The sequence below is a fragment of the Rahnella sp. PD4 genome (assembly GCF_049199325.1).
Classification (GTDB): Bacteria; Pseudomonadota; Gammaproteobacteria; order Enterobacterales; family Enterobacteriaceae; genus Rahnella; species Rahnella perminowiae.
Genome location: NZ_JBLZQF010000002.1, coordinates 516,455 through 532,297, shown reverse-complemented (window position 1 = coordinate 532,297; position 15,843 = coordinate 516,455). Strand labels below are relative to the sequence as shown.

Annotated in this window: 12 protein-coding genes; 8 read left to right on the top strand and 4 right to left on the bottom strand. The window is 54.1% G+C overall.

Going from position 1 to position 15,843, the window contains the following annotated elements; translation table 11 throughout:
• Positions 1-4 precede the first annotated feature (4 nt).
• The 7 genes from menD to ACOZIO_RS06975 all read left to right on the top strand — a co-directional run bounded on the left by menD (position 5) and on the right by ACOZIO_RS06975 (position 7,774).
• Positions 5-1,678, top strand: a complete 1,674-nt coding sequence (gene menD / locus ACOZIO_RS07005; protein WP_421595124.1) for a 2-succinyl-5-enolpyruvyl-6-hydroxy-3-cyclohexene-1-carboxylic-acid synthase — start codon at positions 5-7, stop codon at positions 1,676-1,678.
• The gene (gene menH, locus ACOZIO_RS07000) at positions 1,639-2,472 is read left to right on the top strand and encodes a 2-succinyl-6-hydroxy-2,4-cyclohexadiene-1-carboxylate synthase (RefSeq protein ID WP_370278355.1); all 834 of its coding nucleotides are present in this window, start codon (positions 1,639-1,641) and stop codon (positions 2,470-2,472) included. Before menD ends, menH begins: the two co-directional genes overlap by 40 nt.
• Positions 2,459-3,316: a 1,4-dihydroxy-2-naphthoyl-CoA synthase gene (gene menB, locus ACOZIO_RS06995; protein WP_129952348.1), complete on the top strand. Its 858-nt coding sequence runs from the start codon at positions 2,459-2,461 to the stop codon at positions 3,314-3,316. The genes menH and menB overlap by 14 nt, the downstream gene beginning before the upstream one ends.
• Positions 3,316-4,317, top strand: a complete 1,002-nt coding sequence (menC, locus tag ACOZIO_RS06990) for an o-succinylbenzoate synthase (protein WP_421595123.1) — start codon at positions 3,316-3,318, stop codon at positions 4,315-4,317. The genes menB and menC overlap by 1 nt, the downstream gene beginning before the upstream one ends.
• Complete coding sequence (gene menE / locus ACOZIO_RS06985) at positions 4,302-5,675, top strand: o-succinylbenzoate--CoA ligase (RefSeq protein WP_129952350.1); 1,374 nt, start codon at positions 4,302-4,304, stop codon at positions 5,673-5,675. The genes menC and menE overlap by 16 nt, the downstream gene beginning before the upstream one ends.
• 221 nt (positions 5,676-5,896) lie before the next feature.
• A complete protein-coding gene (locus tag ACOZIO_RS06980; protein WP_129952351.1) occupies positions 5,897-6,442 on the top strand; it encodes a YfaZ family outer membrane protein in 546 nt (181 codons plus the stop codon).
• A gap of 126 nt (positions 6,443-6,568) precedes the next feature.
• Complete coding sequence (locus ACOZIO_RS06975) at positions 6,569-7,774, top strand: nicotinamide mononucleotide deamidase-related protein YfaY (protein WP_129952352.1); 1,206 nt, start codon at positions 6,569-6,571, stop codon at positions 7,772-7,774.
• 31 nt (positions 7,775-7,805) lie between these two features.
• On the opposite strand, the gene yfaE is transcribed toward ACOZIO_RS06975, so the two are convergent.
• The 4 genes from yfaE to ubiG form a co-directional block, all read right to left on the bottom strand.
• The gene (gene yfaE / locus ACOZIO_RS06970) at positions 7,806-8,066 is read right to left on the bottom strand and encodes a class I ribonucleotide reductase maintenance protein YfaE (RefSeq protein WP_217220296.1); all 261 of its coding nucleotides are present in this window, start codon (positions 8,064-8,066) and stop codon (positions 7,806-7,808) included.
• Positions 8,067-9,197 carry a class Ia ribonucleoside-diphosphate reductase subunit beta gene (gene nrdB, locus ACOZIO_RS06965; RefSeq protein WP_129952354.1) on the bottom strand — a complete coding sequence of 377 codons (1,131 nt, stop codon included), beginning with the start codon at positions 9,195-9,197 and terminating at the stop codon, positions 8,067-8,069.
• A gap of 72 nt (positions 9,198-9,269) precedes the next feature.
• Positions 9,270-11,552 carry a class 1a ribonucleoside-diphosphate reductase subunit alpha gene (gene nrdA / locus ACOZIO_RS06960; protein ID WP_129991776.1) on the bottom strand — a complete coding sequence of 761 codons (2,283 nt, stop codon included), beginning with the start codon at positions 11,550-11,552 and terminating at the stop codon, positions 9,270-9,272.
• A gap of 577 nt (positions 11,553-12,129) precedes the next feature.
• Positions 12,130-12,852, bottom strand: coding sequence for a bifunctional 2-polyprenyl-6-hydroxyphenol methylase/3-demethylubiquinol 3-O-methyltransferase UbiG (ubiG, locus tag ACOZIO_RS06955; RefSeq protein WP_129952356.1), 723 nt, complete (start codon positions 12,850-12,852; stop codon positions 12,130-12,132).
• 248 nt (positions 12,853-13,100) lie between these two features.
• Between ubiG and gyrA the strand changes: the two genes are divergently transcribed.
• Positions 13,101-15,752 carry a DNA topoisomerase (ATP-hydrolyzing) subunit A gene (gene gyrA / locus ACOZIO_RS06950; protein WP_129952357.1) on the top strand — a complete coding sequence of 884 codons (2,652 nt, stop codon included), beginning with the start codon at positions 13,101-13,103 and terminating at the stop codon, positions 15,750-15,752.
• Positions 15,753-15,843 lie beyond the last annotated feature (91 nt).

The window sequence follows — 15,843 nt, the reverse complement described above, 5'->3', positions numbered from 1 at the left end:
GAACATGTCTGTAGCCGTTTTTAACCGCCGTTGGGCGACGCTTATCCTCGAAGCCGTAACCCGCCATCAGGTGCAGCATGTGTGCATCGCACCCGGTTCCCGGTCTACGCCGTTAACGCTGGCCGCCGCCGCACATCCGCATCTTATCTGCCATACTCATTTTGATGAACGCGGCCTCGGCCATCTGGCACTCGGGCTGGCAAAAGCCAGCGGGCAGCGCGTGGCGATTATCGTTACCTCCGGTACGGCGGTGGCAAATTTGTATCCTGCGTTGATCGAAGCCGGGCTGACCGGCGAAAAACTGGTATTGCTCACCGCTGACCGTCCCCCGGAACTCATCGGTTGCGGTGCTAATCAGGCTATCCGCCAGACCGGTATGTTCGCCAGTCATCCGGTCGGGTCGCTGGAATTACCCCGTCCGACACCGGAAATCAGTGCGAGCTGGCTGGTTTCCGCGCTGGATAATGTGCTGGCGCAGCAGACACACGGCGCCGTGCACATTAACTGCCCGTTCGCTGAACCGCTGTATGGCGAGGACAATGGCGAACATCTGGACTGGCTGCAAACGCTGGGCGACTGGTGGCAGGGACAACAGCCGTGGCTGAAGTATTCTCAGGTTTTGCCGGTGACCGAACAGCCGGACTGGTTTTCATGGCGGCAAAAACGCGGCGTCATTATCGCAGGCCGCCTTTCGGGACGTGAAAGTGAACGGGTGGCACACTGGGCGGAGCAACTGGGCTGGCCGCTGATCAGTGATGTGCAGGCATCAACCGGTAATCCGCTCCCTTGCGCGGATTTGTGGCTGGCGTCACCTCAGGCACAGGCAATACTGGCGCATGCTCAACTGGTGATCCAGTTCGGCGCAGGTCTGACCGGTAAGCGCCTGCTGCAATGGCAGGCGGCCTGCCAACCTGATGAGTACTGGCTGATTGATCCGCTGCCTGGCCGTCAGGATCCGGCACAACATCGTGGTCGTCGGATACAGGCCAGCGTCAGTGAATGGTTGCAGTCTCATCCGGCTCAGCCTCAGGGGGACTGGGCCCAAGCCCTTGAACATTGCTCGCAGCGCGCGTTACATGCCGTGGAAACCCGTCTCGAAGGTGTATTTGGCGAGGCCGCCGCTGCGTGGCAGCTACCGGCTTTATTACCTGAGCAGGGCCAGCTATTTCTCGGCAACAGCCTGATTGTGCGTCTGGCCGATGCCTTTGCTCAACTTCCCGCCGGTTATCCTGTTTTCGCCAATCGCGGCGCAAGCGGTATTGACGGGCTGCTGTCGACCGCTGCGGGCGTACAGCGCGCAACCTGCAAACCGACGCTGGCGCTGCTGGGTGATATCTCCGCGCTTTATGATTTAAACGCACTGGCGCTGATGCGTCAGTGTTCTGCACCGACGGTGATTATTGTGGTGAATAACAATGGCGGGCAGATTTTCTCGTTGTTACCGACACCGGAAGCCGAGCGGCAGCGCTTTTACTGTATGCCGCAGAATGTGAGTTTCAGCCACGCAGCGGCAATGTTTGGTCTGGATTATGCCTGTCCGGTGTCGATGTCTGAGCTGCATCATGCAGTCAGTCAATGCTGGCAGCATGGGGGCGTGAAACTGATCGAGCTAAAAGTCAGTGAAACAGAAGGGGCAGAATGCCTGCGTTCGCTGGTACAGGAGATGAGCGCATCATGACGCTGGCCTGTCAGGTTCTCAACGCCGGGGTCACAGACCGTCCGTGGCTGGTGTTTCTCCATGGCCTGCTGGGCAGTGCAGACGACTGGCAGCCCTTGCTTCCTGCGCTTGGTGGCTGGCCTTGTCTGTTTGTGGATTTGCCGGGACATGGCCGTTCTGCGTCGCTGACGGCTGCCGGTTTTGCGGATGTCAGCCAGCAGTTAACCGACACCTTGCGTGTGAAAAACGTCGCCGCGTATTGGCTGATTGGCTACTCGCTGGGCGGGCGCATCAGTCTGTATCACGCCTGCCAGGGCGATCGTACCGGTTTACAGGGCCTGCTGGTCGAAGGCGCACATCCGGGGCTGACCTGTCAGGCCGAAAGGGCACAACGCCGCCATCATGACCAGCAATGGGCGGCTCGCTTTTTGCAAATGCCGTGGAAACAGGCGCTGGACATCTGGTATCAGCAACCGGTGTTTTCCAGCCTGTCCCGTTCGCAACGCCAGCAAATGATTATGTTGCGTGAGAACAATAATCCGCACACTGTCGCCGCCGTGCTGACCGCTACGTCGCTTTCGGTACAACCTGATTTACGCGAACAATTGCTGCGGATTTCCCTGCCGGTTGTCTGGCTGTGTGGCAACCAGGACATCAAATTTATTCATCTTGCGCAGCAGTCCGGTTTCGGGCTGCGCACTGTCGCCAATGCCGGGCATAACGCACACCGTGATAATCCGGCCGAATATGCCCGTCAGGCGCTGGAATTTATTACTTCACCTGTCTTAAAGGAAGTTAAGCATGATTTATCCTGATGAAAAACAATTGTATGCACCTGTCGAATGGCGTGAGTGCACCGGCGAGTTTGAAGATATCCGTTATCACAAATCCACTGACGGCATCGCTAAAATCACCATCAACCGGCCGCAGGTTCGCAACGCGTTTCGTCCGCTGACCGTCAAAGAAATGATCCGTGCACTCGACGACGCCCGTAATGACGAAGGCATCGGTGTGATCGTGCTGACCGGTGAAGGTGAAAAAGCCTTCTGCGCGGGGGGCGATCAGAAAGTCCGTGGCGATTACGGCGGTTATCAGGATGCCAGCGGTGTGCATCATCTTAACGTGCTGGATTTCCAGCGTCAGATCCGCACTTGTCCGAAACCTGTGGTCGCGATGGTAGCCGGTTATTCCATTGGCGGCGGTCATGTACTGCATATGATGTGCGACCTGACCATCGCAGCAGATAACGCCATCTTCGGCCAGACCGGCCCGAAAGTCGGCTCTTTCGATGGCGGCTGGGGCGCGTCCTATATGGCGCGTATCGTCGGTCAGAAAAAGGCCCGTGAAATATGGTTCCTGTGCCGCCAGTACGATGCCAACGCGGCACTGGAAATGGGGCTGGTGAACACCGTGGTTCCTCTGGCTGATCTGGAAAAAGAAACTGTGCGCTGGTGTCGTGAAATGCTGGAAAACAGTCCGATGGCACTGCGTTGCCTGAAAGCCGCACTGAACGCCGATTGCGATGGTCAGGCGGGGCTTCAGGAGCTGGCCGGGAACGCCACGATGTTGTTCTACATGACCGATGAAGGTCAGGAAGGCCGCAACGCGTTTAATGAAAAACGTCAGCCGGACTTCAGCAAATTTAAGCGTAATCCATAATGCGTCGCGCCACGGTGTACCGGTACAGCGTGCCGATGGAGGCTGGGGTGGTGCTGCGCAATCAGCGCCTGAAAACCCGCGACGGTTTTCTCGTGTCACTGTGGCAGGATGAAAAAACAGGCTGGGGTGAAATTGCACCGCTGCCGGGGTTCAGTCTGGAAGATATGTCTCAGGCGCAGGAGGCCGTTCAGCATGGTCTGAGCCAGTGGGTGCAAGGTGCGTCGCTCCCGGCAGTTGCCTCGGCCTTCAGCGCCTTGCCTTCTGTGGCATTTGGGCTAAGTTGCGCGGATGCCGAACTGCGCGATGAACTGCCGCCGGTATTGAGCACGCGCTGTGCGCCGCTGTGTCATGGTGATCCGAATGAACTTTATGCCCGTCTCGGTGCACTGCCGGGCGATTTTCGTGGCAGGAAAGTTGCGAAAGTAAAAGTGGGGTTGTACGAATCCGTCGGCGATGGTCTGAATGTCAGTATGCTGCTGGAAGCCTTACCGGAACTGCATTTACGCCTTGATGCTAACCGCAGCTGGACGCCGGTTAAAGCCGAAGGATTTGCCCGCCATGTGGCACCTGAACTGCGTTCGCGTATTGCGTTTATTGAAGAGCCGTGTCTGACCCGCGGGCAGTCCCGTGATTTCGCCCGTCTGACCGGTATCGCGATCGCCTGGGATGAAAGTGTGCGCGAAACCGGTTTTACCGTGCTGGCCGAACCCGGGCTGGCGGCAATTATCATCAAACCTACACTTACCGGCAGCCTGATGCGCTGTCGCCAGTTGATCGCGCAGGCGCATGCCGCAGGGCTGGAAGCAGTGATCAGTTCCTCCCTCGAATCCAGCCTCGGGTTGACGCAACTGGCGCGCATTGCCCAGTGGCTGACGCCGGACACCATTCCCGGACTGGACACGCTGGATCTCATGCACACGCAGCTTATCCGTCGCTGGCCGGGCTCTGCATTACCGCTGACTGACGCGTCTGATCTGGAGATCGTATGGCAGAGCAAATGATCAACGACTGGCCATGGCGTGAAAGGGCAAACCTTTCACCTTTTGCCGTGGCGCTGAAAGCGGGAGATATCACCTGGTGCTGGCGTGATTTACAGCACCGTATTGATACGCTGGCAGCCGGTTTTATGGCACAGGGCGTGGGAGAAGGTGCGGGTGTTGTTCTGCGCAGTAAAAATACCCTGGATGCTGTACTCAGCTATCTGGCGTTATTACAAACTGGCGCACGCCTGTTGCCGCTTAATCCGCAACTGCCTCAGGCATTATGTGACGAACTGCTTTCACAGCTTGATATCGCTTTTATGCTGGATCTGGCAGAGCCGGGGCTGCTGCTGAATATCCCCGCGCTGACCCTGCAGAATGCCTGCTGGATCAGTTCTGCCGGATGGCAACCGCAGCGCATCGCCACACTGACGCTGACATCAGGTTCCAGCGGGTTACCGAAAGCTGCCGCGCACACGGTTGCCGCACACCTGGCCAGTGCGGCGGGTGTGCTGAAGGTGATCCCTTTCACCTGCAACGACAGCTGGCTGCTTTCCCTGCCGCTGTTTCATGTTTCCGGGCAGGGCATTCTCTGGCGCTGGCTGACGGCGGGCGCCACGCTGGTGCTGACTGAAGGGCAGCCGTTTGAACTGGCCCTGGCCAGCTGCAGCCACGCTTCGCTGGTACCCACGCAGCTCTGGCGCTTGCTGCAAGGGACTGCGGTGCCTGAAAAGCTGAAAGACGTTTTGCTTGGCGGCGCGCAAATTCCTCCTGAACTCACCGGACAGGCTGAAAGCGCGGGAATACGCTGCTGGTGCGGCTACGGGCTGACCGAAACCGCGTCTACCGTCACGGCGAAACGCGCTGATGGCCGCGCCGGTGTCGGTCAGGCACTGGCGGGAAAGGAAGTTAAAATTGCGGATCAGGAGATCCTGATCCGCACTGACAGCCTGGCCAGTGGTTACTGGAAAAACGGTCAGTTATCGCCGGTAGCCGACGCCGGTGGCTGGTTGCATACCCGTGACCGCGGAGAATGGCGTGATGGCGAACTGCTGATCGCCGGGCGGCTGGATAATCTGTTTTTCAGCGGCGGGGAAGGGATCCAGCCTGAAGATATCGAAAAAGTGCTGGTCAGCCATCCGCAGGTTTTGCAGGCGTTTGTTGTGCCGGTGGAGGATGAGCAATTTGGTCAGCGGCCGGTCGCTGTGCTCGACGCACAAGCCGGGCTGCGGTATGAGGAACTTAACCTCTGGCTGAGCAATAAGATCCCGCGCTTCCAGTGGCCGGTGGCCTATTATCCGCTGCCCGTAGCCCTGTCGCAGGGCGGGATTAAAATCTCGCGGGCCAGCGTCCGGCGATGGATAGAAAGGCTTGCGTAATACAGAGTACTGAAATAAACCTGATATTAATCAGGGGTAAATAGGCGGGGGTTATCATTTCAACGGGAAAGCTTCGTTTCATTAATGAAAACGATGTTCCTTACAATTTTCCCGGCTTGACTGAACGTTTAAAAGATCCAAAACGTTGTGACAACAGAGTAAATTGCTTTAGACTTCGGGCGGAAGATTTAATGTTGTTTAGCAATTATTTGGGAAAAATAATGAAAAAGATCCTTGTCGCTGGCGCCGCTGCCAGTTTGATGTTCGCGGCTGCTGCCGCGAACGCGATCAGTGTAAATGGTGAAGTCGGTGAACATTACACGCATCTGGGTGTGGGCTTTGGCACCACGTCTCCGGGCCTGGCACTGAGCGGTGACTGGACGCATAACGACGATGACGGCGACGTGGCAGGTGTAGGGCTGGGATACAACATTCCGCTCGGCCCGTTCATGGCAACGGTTGGCGGTAAAGGTCTGTATACCAATCCGAAAGACGGTGACGAAGGTTATGCTGCGGCTGTCGGCGGTGGTCTGCAACTGCCAATCGCGAAAATGTTCACCCTGTACGGTGACTACTACTATTCTCCGGATTCACTGTCGAGCGGCATTGGCAACTACAAAGAAGCTAACGCCGGCGTGCGTCTGACCGCCATCCCGCTGGTTACTGTGAGCGTGGGTTACCGCTACATGGCGATGGATGGTAAAGACGGCAACCGCGATAACGTGGTGGCAGATGGTGCTTATGTAGGCGGCGCAGTGAATTTCTGATGTTGTCTGAAGCAAGATCTGAGGCTCGCATTCGTGCGGGCCTTTTTGTTTTCTGCCGTAGAGAGATTGTTTTTCTTGCCCAGCCTTTCTACAGTGGAATAACAAAAAATACAGAAGGAGAACGGGATGCTTAGGGTTGAGATGCTGAGTACGGGTGATGAAGTACTGCATGGCCAGATTGTAGATACCAATTCGGCGTGGCTGGCGAATTATCTGTTTGAGCAAGGTTTACCGATGACCAGCCGTGAAACGGTGGGCGACAGCCTGGATGCGCTGGTTGCTGTTCTCAAAGAACGTAGCCACATCGCTGATGTGCTTATCGTGAACGGCGGCCTGGGGCCAACGACCGATGATTTAAGTGCGCTGGCGGCGGCTAAAGCCTGTGGGGTGGAGTTGGTAGAAGATGCCGGCTGGATTGAAACCATGCAGGCGTTCTTCAGGGAACGCGGCCGTCCGATGGCTGAATCCAACCGTAAACAGGCCCAGATCCCCGCCAATGCCGAGTTGTTGGATAATCCGGTCGGGACTGCCTGCGGCTTCAGTGTGCGACTTAACCGTTGCCAGATATTCTTTACGCCTGGCGTACCCTCTGAATTTAAAGTGATGGTGGAACAACAAATCGTTCCGCGTCTGCACAAACAATTTCCGGCGCTGGAAGCCCCGTTATGTCTGCGTCTGACCACCTTCGGACGGGGTGAAAGTGATCTTGCCACCGAACTGGATAAACTCGAACTGCCCGAAGGCGTGGTGATGGGGTACCGTTCGTCATCGCCTATCATTGAACTGAAAGTGACCGGTCCGCGTTCGCAGGAAAACGCGATGCACAAAGCATTCGAACGTGTGCGGGAAGTGGCCGGGGAAAGCACTATTTTCGAAGGACAGGGCAGCCTGCCGGATCGTCTTGCTGAACGTCTGCTGGCACAGGATTTACGTCTGGCGGTCAGCGAAAGTTTTACCGGTGGCCTGTTGAACTGGCGTTTGCAAAGTGCAGGAGTCCCGCTGACCAATGGTGAATTATTGCCACAGGACAACGAAGCTTCCCCGGAGAAATCCCTCGAATGCCTGCTGGCACGCGCACAGACGCTGGCCGAAACTACCGGTGCCCAACTGGCGCTGGCTGTCGGGGCGCTGTCTGGTGAAGAGTTAAGTCTGGCACTGCATACCCCGGCCGGCACCCGTGGCCTGACGATCCGTTATACCGCGACGCGTCACGGGCTGGCATTACGGCAGGAGACGATGGCGATGGTGGCGATGGATATGTTGCGGCGCTATCTGAATGGCTGGGAGCCGGTGGCGGATTACCCGTGGCTGGATCGGGTTGCTAAGGTCTGAGTTTTAGCTCCTCCCCTGCGAAGGGGAGGAGCTAAAACTCGACTTCAATATCCCCGGCCGGCATGCAACAGCACGGCAAAATTTCGCCGTCTGAGATGAAGGCTAAAGGTTTTTCACTGTAAGTGACTTCCCCGCTGATAAGCTTCATCCGGCACGATCCGCAATAACCTTCCCGGCACTGGTATTCCACTTCAACCTGATGATGTTCAAACACTTCCAGCAAATTGCGGTGCCCGGCTTTACAGACCAGTTGCTGTCCGTTGGCTGAAAGTGTGAGTATCCTGTCGGTCATTTAAAGCTCAAAATCACTCAGGTCATCGGCGTTAACTTCAGAGTCGATCTGACCGACCAGATACGAACTGACTTCCACTTCCTGCGGCGCAACTTGCACGTTATCGGACACCAGCCAGGCGTTGATCCACGGGATTGGGTTCGAGCGGGTTTTGAACGGCGCATCCAGCCCGACAGCCTGCATACGGATATTGGTGATGTATTCGACGTACTGGCAAAGAATGTCTTTGTTCAGGCCGATCATGGAACCGTCTTTGAACAGGTATTCTGCCCAGTCTTTTTCCTGTTGTGCCGCCAGAACAAACAGGTCGTGGCATTCCTGCTGGCATTCCCGCGCAATTTCAGCCATTTCCGGATCGTCCTGGCCTGAACGCAGCAGGTTCAGCGCGTGCTGAGTGCCGGTCAGATGCAGCGCTTCGTCGCGGGCGATCATCTTGATAATTTTCGCGTTGCCTTCCATCAGTTCACGTTCAGCGAACGCAAATGAACAGGCGAAACTGACGTAGAAACGTACCGCCTCCAGCGCGTTAACGCTCATCAGACAGATGTAGAGCTTCTTCTTCAGCTCACGCAGATTAACCACGACCGTTTTGCCGTTGACCTGATGCGTGCCTTCCCCCAGCAGATGGTAGTAGCTGGTCATTTCAATCAGCGTGTCGTAATAACCGGAAATGTCTTTCGCGCGTTTGAGGATTTCTTCGTTGGTCACGATATCGTCAAATACCATTGCCGGATCGTTAACGATATTACGGATGATATGAGTATAAGACCGTGAATGAATCGTTTCTGAAAACGCCCAGGTCTCGACCCAGGTTTCCAGTTCCGGAATGGAAATCAGCGGTAGCAGTGCGACGTTCGGGCTGCGGCCCTGAATGGAATCCAGCAGCGTCTGGTATTTCAGGTTGCTCAGGAAGATGTGCTTTTCATGTTCCGGCAGCGCCTGGAAATCGATACGGTCACGGGAAACATCAATCTCTTCCGGACGCCAGAAAAATGACAGTTGCTTTTCGATCAGTTTTTCAAAAATTTCATGCTTCTGTTGGTCGAAACGGGCAACGTTAACCGACTGGCCAAAGAACATTGGCTCAAGAAGCTGATCGTTTTTATTCTGGGAAAAAGTACTGTAGGCCATAACTTCCTCGACATTCTCGGCAAAAACCCCCTGACGGGGGTTTTGAATAATATTTTTAATTAAAACAGAAGATTAGATTTTGCAGGCGCCGCTTTCACAGTCATCAGCCACCTCGGCTTTCATGTCTTCCTGTACATCATCGGCACCGTCACGGGTGTTCTGATAGTACAGAGTTTTCACGCCAAATTTGTAGGCGGTCAGCAAGTCTTTCAACAACTGTTTCATCGGCACTTTGCTGTTCGGGAAGCGCGACGGATCGTAGTTGGTGTTTGAAGAAATCGCCTGGTCGATGAATTTCTGCATCACGCCCACCAGTTGCAGATAACCGTCGTTGTTCGGCATATCCCACAGCAGCTCATACTGATCTTTGAGACGCTCATACTCAGGCACAACCTGACGCAGGATGCCGTCTTTCGAGGCTTTAATACTGATATGGCCGCGCGGTGGCTCGATGCCGTTGGTGGCGTTGGAGATCTGCGAAGAGGTCTCAGACGGCATCAGCGCAGACAGCGTCGAGTTACGCAGGCCGTGCGTTTTAATGCTTTCGCGCAGTGTATCCCAGTCCAGATGCAGCGGCTCATCGCAAATGGCATCCAGATCCTTCTTGTAGGTATCCACAGGCATGATGCCTTGCGAATAAGTGGTTTCATTGAACCACTGGCATGCGCCTTGTTCTTTCGCCAGCTCGTTGGAAGCTTTCAGCAGGTAATATTGGATGGCTTCAAAGGTTTTGTGGGTCAGGTTGTTGGCACTGCCGTCGGAATAACGCACGCCATTTTTTGCCAGATAATACGCGTAGTTAATCACGCCGATACCCAGGGTACGACGGCCCATCGCACCGCGTTTTGCGGCTTTAATCGGGTAATCCTGATAATCGAGCAAGGCGTCCAGCGCACGAACCGCCAGTACCGCCAGTTCTTCCAGATCGTCGAGGCTGTCGATAGCGCCGAGGTTAAAGGCAGAGAGCGTACACAGTGCGATTTCGCCGTTTTCGTCGTTCACGTCATCCAGCGGTTTGGTTGGCAGCGCGATTTCCAGACAGAGGTTGGACTGGCGAACAGGCGCGATAGCCGGATCAAACGGGCTGTGGGTGTTGCAGTGATCAACATGCTGAATGTAGATGCGGCCGGTTGAGGCACGTTCCTGCATCATCAGGGAGAACAGTTCAACTGCTTTCACTTTCTGTTTACGGATGCTGGCGTCCTGCTCGTATTTCTCATACAGGCGTTCGAACTCGTCCTGATCGGCAAAGAATGCATCGTACAGGCCCGGCACGTCAGACGGGCTGAACAGGGTAATGTCGCCACCTTTCACCAGACGCTGATACATCAGTTTGTTGATCTGCACACCGTAGTCCATATGACGGACGCGGTTGCCTTCAACACCACGGTTGTTTTTCAGTACCAGCAGGCTTTCCACTTCCAGATGCCACATCGGGTAGAACAAGGTGGCTGCACCGCCGCGAACGCCACCCTGAGAACAGGATTTCACCGCAGTCTGGAAATGTTTGTAGAAAGGGATACAACCGGTGTGGAAGGCTTCCCCGCCACGGATCGGGCTGCCCAGTGCACGGATACGACCGGCGTTAATGCCGATACCGGCGCGTTGTGAAACGTATTTCACGATGGCGCTGGAGGTGGCGTTAATGGAATCGAGACTGTCGCCACATTCGATCAGAACGCATGAGCTGAACTGACGGGTCGGGGTACGCACGCCGGACATAATGGGCGTAGGCAGAGAAATCTTGAAAGTTGAAATCGCGTCGTAGAAACGTTTGATGTAATCCAGACGGGTTTCGCGCGGATAGCCGGAGAACAGGCAGGCCGCGACCAGAATGTAGAGGAACTGTGCGCTTTCGTAGATATCGCCGGTCACACGGTTCTGCGCCAGATATTTCCCTTCCAGCTGCTTAACCGCCGCGTAAGAGAAATTCATGTCGCGCCAGTGGTCAATAAAACTGTCCATCTGCTCGAACTCTTCAGCCGTGTAGTCTTCCAGCAGATGTTTGTCGTATTTACCCATTTCAACCATGCGGGTCACCTGGTCGATCAGTTTTGGAGGTTCAAACTGGCCGTAGGCTTTTTTACGCAGATGGAAGATGGCCAGTCGCGCCGCCAGATATTGATAATCCGGTGCATCCTTAGAAATCAGATCAGCAGCGGCTTTGATGATGGTTTCATGAATATCGGCGGTTTTAATCCCGTCATAGAACTGGATGTGTGAACGGAGCTCTACTTGAGAAACTGATACGTTTTGAAGACCTTCCGCTGCCCAGTCAATGACACGGTGGATTTTATCAAGGTTAATGCGTTCTGTGCGGCCATCACGTTTAGTAACAAGCAGACTTTGGTTCATGGGGTGCGATACCTTAAAGGTTTATAAAAGGTCTGACCCGACCGCGTTAAACACGCGCGGCAGCACAAGAGGTCCCTAGTGTGCTGGTCAGGATATAAACACAATATATTGTGGGTTTGTTATTTTCTGATGACAAGATAGTGACTGAATGTCCCTTTTGCAAGTGAACAAAATCGGCAGATTTGTGGATAAGTTGGGGAGAAATTTTACGCTCCCGTCTGAGGAGTCCGCCATTGCTGGTGCGACAATCCTGTCAATATCTGAGATACGATTTTCTTATATTTTTACGAAAGGTGATCGACTGCCGGTTTATTAAACGTTAGAAAAAAACGCTATATTGATCTGAATAACTATTCTAAAAAATCATGTTGCGGCGTCACTATTCACCAAAGCCCTAAAAACTAACGTTTTAACCCCGGTATGACCTGTTGCTTAACGCAAATTCAGCAAAAGCCGATGAAAAAAGGGCTTGCAACCGCAGAGGGTTTGACGTTGCCCGCACAGCGGCAGACTGGCTGACACGCGCCTTGACCTGACAGAGGACAGTATTAGCTGTCCTCTTTTTACCGGTAGAATTTTATAACGCCTGGGTGTGGATCATGTAATTTACATCCACATTCGGACCGAGCTTGAAATGGTCGGTCAGCGGATTGTAGTGCAGGCCAATGATGTGGCGCTCGGACAAGGACGTGCGGTCAATCATCCCCAGTAACTCAGACGGTTTGATAAATTTTTTAATATCATGCGTGCCTTTTGGCACCATTTTCAGCACATACTCAGCGCCGAAAATCGCCATCAGCCAGGCTTTATTATTGCGGTTGATCGTGGAGAAAAATACATGGCCGCCGGGTTTCACCAGACGCGCACAGGCGGCAACAACAGAAGCCGGATCAGGAACGTGCTCCAGCATTTCCATACAGGTCACCACATCGTATTGCTGTGGATGTGCATCGGCATGTGCCTCAACGGTTTCCTGTACGTAATCGACTTTTACGCCGCTTTCCAGCGCATGCAAACGTGCCACCTGTAAGGGTTCGCCCCCCATATCCAGCCCGGTGACTTTCGCCCCTGCCACCGCCATGCTTTCACTCAAAATACCGCCACCGCAACCGACATCAAGAACATTTTTCCCGAACAGGCCACCGGCGCGTTCGAGAATATAGTTCAGACGCAGCGGATTGATGCGATGCAGCGGTTTGAATTCACCTTCCAGATCCCACCAGCGCGAGGCAACAGCCTCGAATTTGGCAATCTCTTCATGGTCGATGTTTTGGGGTGTTGCTGACGGTGTGGTTGTCATGAGCGTGATGAACTCCTTATAACTTGATTAGCGGATTATACATATTCCATCTGCTTTGGCTCAGTTTTGTCGTTCTGGTTAATGTTTATACGAAATGATGCCGATTGTGCAAGGGTTTGAATCGTGTTGAGTAATAGTACGCAAAAGGGGGCGGTTGTTTTCCACGTTTCGCTGGTTTGTGGTATAGTTTTACACCTTTGCCTATACAGGCAGCGGCCATGAATAATCAGTAGAGGGATAGCAGCTCCATGAGCGACCTTGCCAGAGAAATCACACCGATTAACATCGAAGAAGAGCTGAAAAACTCTTATTTGGATTATGCGATGTCCGTTATTGTCGGACGTGCGCTACCAGATGTGCGCGATGGTTTGAAACCGGTGCACCGCCGCGTACTTTTCGCAATGAATGTCCTCGGTAACGACTGGAATAAAGCCTATAAAAAATCGGCCCGTGTGGTCGGTGACGTTATCGGTAAATATCACCCACACGGTGATACTGCGGTATATGACACAATCGTGCGTATGGCACAGCCTTTCTCACTTCGCTATATGCTGGTGGACGGGCAGGGTAACTTCGGGTCAGTGGATGGCGACTCCGCAGCCGCCATGCGTTATACCGAAATCCGCATGTCAAAAATTGCCCACGAATTGCTGGCAGATTTAGAAAAAGAAACTGTCGATTTCGTGCCAAACTATGACGGCACAGAGCAAATTCCTTCTGTTATGCCAACCCGTATCCCTAACCTGCTGGTTAACGGCTCGTCAGGTATCGCTGTCGGTATGGCAACCAATATTCCGCCACATAACCTCACCGAAGTGATCAACGGTTGTCTGGCGTATATTGAGGATGAAAACATCAGCATTGAAGGGCTGATGGAGCACATCCCGGGGCCAGATTTCCCGACGGCGGCCATCATCAACGGTCGCCGTGGTATCGAAGAAGCCTACCGGACCGGCCGTGGCAAAATTTACATCCGTGCCCGTGCTGAAGTAGAGGCCGATGCTAAAACCGGTCGCGAAACCATCATTGTTCACGAGATCCCGTATCAGGTGAACAAAGCCCGTCTGATCGAAAAGATCGCCGAGCTGGTGAAAGAAAAACGCGTCGAAGGTATCAGTGCACTGCGTGATGAGTCTGATAAAGACGGCATGCGCATCGTCATTGAAATCAAACGTGATGCAGTGGGTGAAGTGGTTCTGAACAACCTGTATTCACTGACACAACTGCAGACTTCTTTCGGTATCAACATGGTGGCATTGCACCAGGGTCAGCCGAAGATCCTCGGCCTGAAAGAAATCCTTTCTGCGTTTGTTCGTCACCGCCGTGAAGTCGTCACGCGCCGGACTATTTTCGAACTGCGTAAAGCCCGTGACCGTGCGCATATCCTTGAAGCACTGGCGATCGCTCTGGCTAACATCGATCCTATCATCGAACTGATCCGTGCTGCACCGACACCGGCTGAAGCAAAGGCTGGCCTGGTCGCGCGTTCATGGGATCTGGGCAATGTTTCAGCGATGCTGGCAAGCGCCGGTGACGATGCTGCCCGTCCTGAATGGCTGGAGCCACAATTTGGTATTCACGACGGGAAATATTTCCTGACGGAGCAACAGGCCCAGGCCATTTTGGATCTGCGTTTGCAGAAGCTGACCGGCCTTGAGCACGAAAAACTGCTGGATGAATATAAAGAGCTGCTGGTGCAAATCGGCGAGCTGCTGTTCATCTTGTCCAGCCCTGACCGTCTGATGGAAGTCATTCGTGAAGAACTGGAAGCGATTCGTGATCAGTACAATGATCCGCGTCGTACGGAAATTACGGCGAACACTTCTGACATCAACATCGAAGACCTGATCAATCAGGAAGACGTTGTGGTGACGCTGTCGCATCAGGGCTACGTAAAATACCAGCCTCTGACCGATTACGAAGCACAGCGTCGCGGTGGTAAAGGTAAATCGGCAGCGCGCATCAAAGAAGAAGATTTCATTGACCGTCTGCTGGTGGCTAACACCCACGACACTATTCTGATGTTCTCAAGTCGTGGACGTTTGTATTGGATGAAAGTCTATCAGTTGCCGGAAGCCAGCCGCGGTGCACGCGGTCGTCCTATCGTCAACTTGTTGCCGCTTGAACCGAACGAACGCATCACGGCGATCCTGCCTGTACGCGAGTACGAGGAAGGTCGTCATGTGTTCATGGCAACCGCCAGCGGTACAGTGAAGAAAACTGCCCTGACCGATTTCAGCCGACCACGCAGCGCCGGCATCATCGCCATCAATCTTAACGAAGGTGATGAGCTGATCGGTGTGGACCTGACTGACGGCCAGGACGAAGTCATGCTGTTCTCTGCGGCCGGTAAAGTGGTGCGCTTCTCCGAAGCAGCGGTTCGCTCAATGGGCCGTACGGCGACCGGTGTTCGCGGTATCCGTCTGGGCGAAGGTGACAGCGTTGTTTCGCTTATCATCCCGCGGGGTGATGGTTGTATCCTGACTGTGACGCAGAACGGTTTCGGTAAACGTACTGAATCGACTGAATACCCAACTAAATCCCGTGCAACCCAGGGCGTTATCTCCATCAAAGTGAGCGAGCGTAACGGACCGGTTATTGGCGCGATCCAGGTTGATGAAGCGGATCAGATCATGATGATCACCGACGCAGGTACGCTGGTGCGAACCCGTGTTTCTGAAGTGAGTACTGTCGGCCGTAACACCCAGGGTGTGACGCTTATCCGTACCGCCGATGATGAGCATGTGGTTGGTTTACAACGTGTTGCAGAGCCGGTTGAAGACGAAGAACTGGATGGTGTCGCCACCGAAGCGGGCGAACTGGAAGCGGCACAAGCAGCCGATCTGCCAGACGACGCGGAAAGTGAAGACGATCAGCCGGCTGATGACGAAGAAGAATAAGTTTTCGTAGCTGGCAGACAAAAGGGCATAACAATAGTTATGCCCTTTTTTATTGAATTCGTCTTAAAACAAATCTTTCACCTAAACTGCA

Coding starts and splice junctions, on each gene's coding strand:
- menD (WP_421595124.1), top strand. CDS start 5: ATGTCTGTAGCCGTTTTTAACCGCCGTTGGGCGACGCTTATCCTCGAA.
- menH (WP_370278355.1), top strand. CDS start 1,639: ATGCCTGCGTTCGCTGGTACAGGAGATGAGCGCATCATGACGCTGGCC.
- menB (WP_129952348.1), top strand. CDS start 2,459: ATGATTTATCCTGATGAAAAACAATTGTATGCACCTGTCGAATGGCGT.
- menC (WP_421595123.1), top strand. CDS start 3,316: ATGCGTCGCGCCACGGTGTACCGGTACAGCGTGCCGATGGAGGCTGGG.
- menE (WP_129952350.1), top strand. CDS start 4,302: ATGGCAGAGCAAATGATCAACGACTGGCCATGGCGTGAAAGGGCAAAC.
- ACOZIO_RS06980 (WP_129952351.1), top strand. CDS start 5,897: ATGAAAAAGATCCTTGTCGCTGGCGCCGCTGCCAGTTTGATGTTCGCG.
- ACOZIO_RS06975 (WP_129952352.1), top strand. CDS start 6,569: ATGCTTAGGGTTGAGATGCTGAGTACGGGTGATGAAGTACTGCATGGC.
- yfaE (WP_217220296.1), bottom strand. CDS start 8,066: ATGACCGACAGGATACTCACACTTTCAGCCAACGGACAGCAACTGGTC.
- nrdB (WP_129952354.1), bottom strand. CDS start 9,197: ATGGCCTACAGTACTTTTTCCCAGAATAAAAACGATCAGCTTCTTGAG.
- nrdA (WP_129991776.1), bottom strand. CDS start 11,552: ATGAACCAAAGTCTGCTTGTTACTAAACGTGATGGCCGCACAGAACGC.
- ubiG (WP_129952356.1), bottom strand. CDS start 12,852: ATGACAACCACACCGTCAGCAACACCCCAAAACATCGACCATGAAGAG.
- gyrA (WP_129952357.1), top strand. CDS start 13,101: ATGAGCGACCTTGCCAGAGAAATCACACCGATTAACATCGAAGAAGAG.